Here is a 3,858-nt window from a genome sequence, read left to right on the forward strand (position 1 = left end):
TGCCCCACCTGCCACCGCGACATACCCACAGCAACACCAACCTGACCAAGCCCTACTAGACGTCAACGGCCACGGATAACCGTTGCGGTGGACGATCGGCCTGGCCACCCGCACCGTTCACGAGGAGCGGCTCGACGACCGCCGAACGGAGTTCCCCCGCATCGACGACCGCCTCGCGGGCGTGCCCGCCCGCTACGGTTACGCCACCACCCTCAAATCTCCCGACGGTCACGACTGCACGGGCGCGATCCACCGCTACGACCTACGCTCCAGCACGACAGTCAGCCACACCTTCGCAGCAGGGCGAACCCCAGGCGAGCCCACCTTTGCCCCCGCGGACACCGTTCCCGGAAGATCGGTCTGGCTGATGACCCACGTCTACGACGCCACCACCGACCGAAGCGACCTGGTCATGCTCGACGCCGACGACCCGACCGCACCACGCACCGCCACCATCCACCTGCCACGCCGCGTCCCCGTCGGCTTCCACGGCAACTGGCTCCCGGACCAGCCCTGACCGTAGATGGATCCGGGAAGGAGGGCGTGCCAGGGGTGCGCGACGTTGAGACACACACCCGCCCGATGCGTCCGGTGCACGAGATCCCGCAGGATGTCCGGCCTCAGCCGATACAGGTGCTCAGAGGACGTTCATGCTGTTGACGTGCAGGTTTGACCGTTTTATCACCCGCCTGAAATCGTCTGATTGAGGCTGCTCATGCCCAATGCGTCAGGGCGATGTCGGCCGTCAGGCTCGCGTTTCGTCAGGATTCGCCCGGCAGATCCTGTCCGGTTCGAACTCGCGAAGAACGCCCGCCTCAGGTCACTCCGACGAGTGATACCTCACCGCAACTCCCTGCCGTATCAGTGATGTTGTGACGACAAAGCCGCCCCGCAAGTCCTATCCGAGCGACCTGTCCGACGCCCGCTGGGCCCTGATGGAGTCGACGCTGACCGCCTGGCGCACGGAGCGGCAGAAGACCTCGCTCAACCTCGGCGGCAAGGTCACTGACCTGCGGGAAGTCCTCAGTGCGATCCTCTACGTCAACCGGACTGGGATTCCCTGGCGTTACCTGCCGCATGACTTTCCGCCGCACACCACGGTCTTCTCCTACTTCAGTGCCTGGACCGCCGACGGGACTATCGAGAAGCTCGGCGTCCGCCTGCATCGGATCGTCCGAGAGCGGGAAGGACGCACTGCCGAGCCAACTGCCTGCGTCATCGATGCCCAGAGCGTGAAAACCGCTCCCAGTGTGCCCACCAGCACCCAAGGCACCGACGCCGGCAAGAAGATCGTGGGCCGCAAACGCAGCATCGTCACAGACACCCTCGGCCTGTTACTGCTGGTCATGGTCACCGCGGCCAGCGTCTCCGACAACCAGGCAGGCAAACAACTCCTCACCCAAGTCGCCGCCAACCACCCCACCATCACCAAGGCATGGGCCGACACCGGATACAAAGACCCAGGCCATCGAACATGGCGCCGTCCTCGGCATCGACGTCGAGGTCGTGCCGCGAAACACACAGGTCAAAGGCTTCTCAGTGCTACCGCGGCGCTGGGTGGTGGAGCGAAGCTTCGGCTGGCTCATGATGCACCGCCGCCTGGCCCGAGACTACGAAACCAAACCCCAACACTCCGAGAGCATGATCCGCCTCGCCATGCTCTCCAACCTCGCCAAACGAGCAACCGGCGAAACGACCACAACCTGGCACACCCCATGAACTAACACGCACCTGAACGGGACGTCCTCTCACACACATCGGGCACAACCTTCTTCCAGCCACTCTCGCGGCCTGCCTCATTCAGGTCGGCCTGGACATGAACGACTGACCCCGGCGGCACCGACATCAGGTATTCACCTTCGGTAGCGATAGCCAGGCGAACCGGAGGGAGCGAAGATCGCAATTCTCTCGGCTCGTCTCAGCGCCAGGAGCTACTGTCGCGACCATGGTCGAACACGATACCCTCAGCGCCACCCGCGAGGCCTACGACGCTGCTGCCCCCGTGTATGCGCAGCTGTTCCGCGACGAGCTGCGTAACAGGCCCCTGGACCGCGCGATCTTGAGTGCCTTCGCCGAGGTTGTCAGCGCGAGCGGCGAAGGCCAGGTCGCGGACCTGGGATGTGGGCCCGGCCATATCACCGCTTATCTGGATGAGTTGGGGCTAGCAACGTTTGGCGTTGATGCGTCTCCTGCGATGATCAAGTTGGCTCGACATGACTATCCGGGTCTGCGGTTCGACGTGGGCTCGATGGCCGCGGTGAACATCGCTGACGGCGTGCTGGGCGGCGTACTCTCACGTTGGTCCATCATCCACACTCCACCGCAAGAACTCCCCGTCATCTTGGCGGAGTTCCACCGCGTGCTGGCACCTGGCGGCCACCTTCTCATCGGCTTCTCGGCCAGCGATGATCCGTCTCAGCCGACGCAGGTCTTCGATCACACAGTCGCGCCTGCCTATCGGTGGTCGCCGGATCACCTCGCCGCGATGCTGCGCAAGTCCGGGTTGGCCGAGGTAGCCCGGATGGTTCGCGAGCCTCAGCCCACCGACCGACGGCAGTTCCAGGAGGTTCAACTGCTCGCCCGCAAAGCCTAAGAACTCCAATCGGAACGAGTTCAGGCGTCTCCGACAGATCAGTGCGCATCCGCGGGTAACTCGGCGCGACCCGCGTCTTTCACCTCACGCGTCATGACCTTGCAGCATGACCTGACAGCCGCAGCCGGTTTGCGTATTTCCCAACGCAGTCGCTCACGCGTGGGTGGAGTCACCAGCTTGCCTCCGCCAGGGTGGTGGGGCAGTGGGCGACGTCATAAGCGTCCAGGGCAGCCTTGGCCGGGTCCCCGGTCGGCGACCTGGTGGCCGTGGCCCGGCGCCCACGTCCGGATCGCGGTCAGCTCTTCCTTGCTGCGCCCGCCGGTCGGAGCCGCGGCCGTGGCGGGAGCCGGCGACGCTACGTCCTGATCGGCTGTGGCGAGGCCGCCGGCCTTCACCTCGCGCAGCTACGCCTGCGCAGCTTCCAGTTCGGCCTTTGCCGTGGCGACGCGCTGCTGTGCGTGGTGTTGGGCGGCCTCGGTGGCGCGGCGGGTGGTCAGTCAGCTAGGTGGAGTCGCTGCGGACTCGGGTGGCCCGGTTGCGGATGCCGGCGGCGGGGTGGTCGCCCACGTCCGTAGGAGCGGGCAGGACTGCGTATTGCATGGCTTCGGCGAGTTCGCTCTCCGTCAGACCGAGCGTGGTGCGGAGGTGCCAGGGGCTGTCGCCGTTGGTCAGCATGGAGGCGGCCGTGGCGGTGAAAGTGTTGAGGGTCATCGCATCTCCGGTCGGGATGCCGTCACGGGTGGTGAGGTGGGGGAGGGGGCATACGAAGTCGTCTTCGACGCAGGACAGTCCGAGCGTGCCCAGTAGATCGGCAAGGTCGTCCTTGTTGCGGGCGTTGCGGGCGTTGCGGGCGTTGCGGGCGTTGCGGGCGTTGCGGGCGTTGCGGGCGTTGCGGGCGTTGCGGGCGGTGACCATGGGGGCCGCGACGGTCTGGTTGCTGGTGAGCGGGGTGAGTGCGAGGGCCTCGGCTTCGAGGGCCTACTTGATGTCGGTGAACATGGCCGGCCTCCTACGCCGCAGTGGTGCGCGCCTTGCGCTGGGCGATTCCAGCAGCTCCCGGTTGCGCTGCTTGCGGGCGTCGGTGAGCGGCCGGGACTTCGGGCCGTGCCGGTGCCCCAGCGGGGACGCGGGAGGTTCGGGTTAGGCGCGGGCGTGGTCGACCTCGCGATTGGTGCTGCTCATGGGGCCTTCAGCTGGAGGGGAGGGTTAGTACTGCAACCGCATGTGGCGTGACTGATGGCGGTGTTGTTCGTTGGTGTGACTGT

General features: G+C 65.9%; 4 protein-coding genes and 1 pseudogene. 3 read left to right on the forward strand and 2 right to left on the reverse strand.

The features are described 5' to 3' along the window. Nucleotides 1–82 precede the first annotated feature (82 nt). From IEZ17_RS41370 to IEZ17_RS41380, 3 genes and pseudogenes are all read left to right on the forward strand, one after another. Nucleotides 83–517, forward strand: coding sequence for a carotenoid oxygenase family protein (locus IEZ17_RS41370; RefSeq protein ID WP_189308796.1), 435 nt, complete (start codon nucleotides 83–85; stop codon nucleotides 515–517). A gap of 418 nt (nucleotides 518–935) precedes the next feature. Continuing rightward, nucleotides 936–1,719, forward strand: a pseudogene (locus tag IEZ17_RS41375) (IS5 family transposase). 226 nt (nucleotides 1,720–1,945) lie between these two features. After that, nucleotides 1,946–2,593 carry a class I SAM-dependent methyltransferase gene (locus IEZ17_RS41380; RefSeq protein ID WP_189308797.1) on the forward strand — a complete coding sequence of 216 codons (648 nt, stop codon included), beginning with the start codon at nucleotides 1,946–1,948 and terminating at the stop codon, nucleotides 2,591–2,593. 212 nt (nucleotides 2,594–2,805) lie between these two features. Here IEZ17_RS41380 and IEZ17_RS46080 read toward each other — a convergent pair whose 3' ends face one another. Together IEZ17_RS46080 and IEZ17_RS41385 are read right to left on the reverse strand one after the other, a co-directional pair. After that, complete coding sequence (locus IEZ17_RS46080; protein ID WP_506005283.1) at nucleotides 2,806–2,988, reverse strand: Lsr2 family DNA-binding protein; 183 nt, start codon at nucleotides 2,986–2,988, stop codon at nucleotides 2,806–2,808. 106 nt (nucleotides 2,989–3,094) lie between these two features. After that, entirely contained in the window at nucleotides 3,095–3,508 is a 414-nt protein-coding gene (locus tag IEZ17_RS41385) for a hypothetical protein (protein WP_189308798.1), read from the reverse strand. Between the last annotated feature and the right edge of the window lie 350 nt (nucleotides 3,509–3,858).

The sequence above is a fragment of the Streptomyces albospinus genome, from assembly GCF_014648695.1.
Taxonomy (GTDB): Bacteria; Actinomycetota; Actinomycetes; order Streptomycetales; family Streptomycetaceae; genus Streptomyces; species Streptomyces albospinus.

Coding starts and splice junctions, on each gene's coding strand:
- IEZ17_RS41380 (WP_189308797.1), top strand. CDS start 1,946: ATGGTCGAACACGATACCCTCAGCGCCACCCGCGAGGCCTACGACGCT.
- IEZ17_RS41385 (WP_189308798.1), bottom strand. CDS start 3,508: ATGGTCACCGCCCGCAACGCCCGCAACGCCCGCAACGCCCGCAACGCC.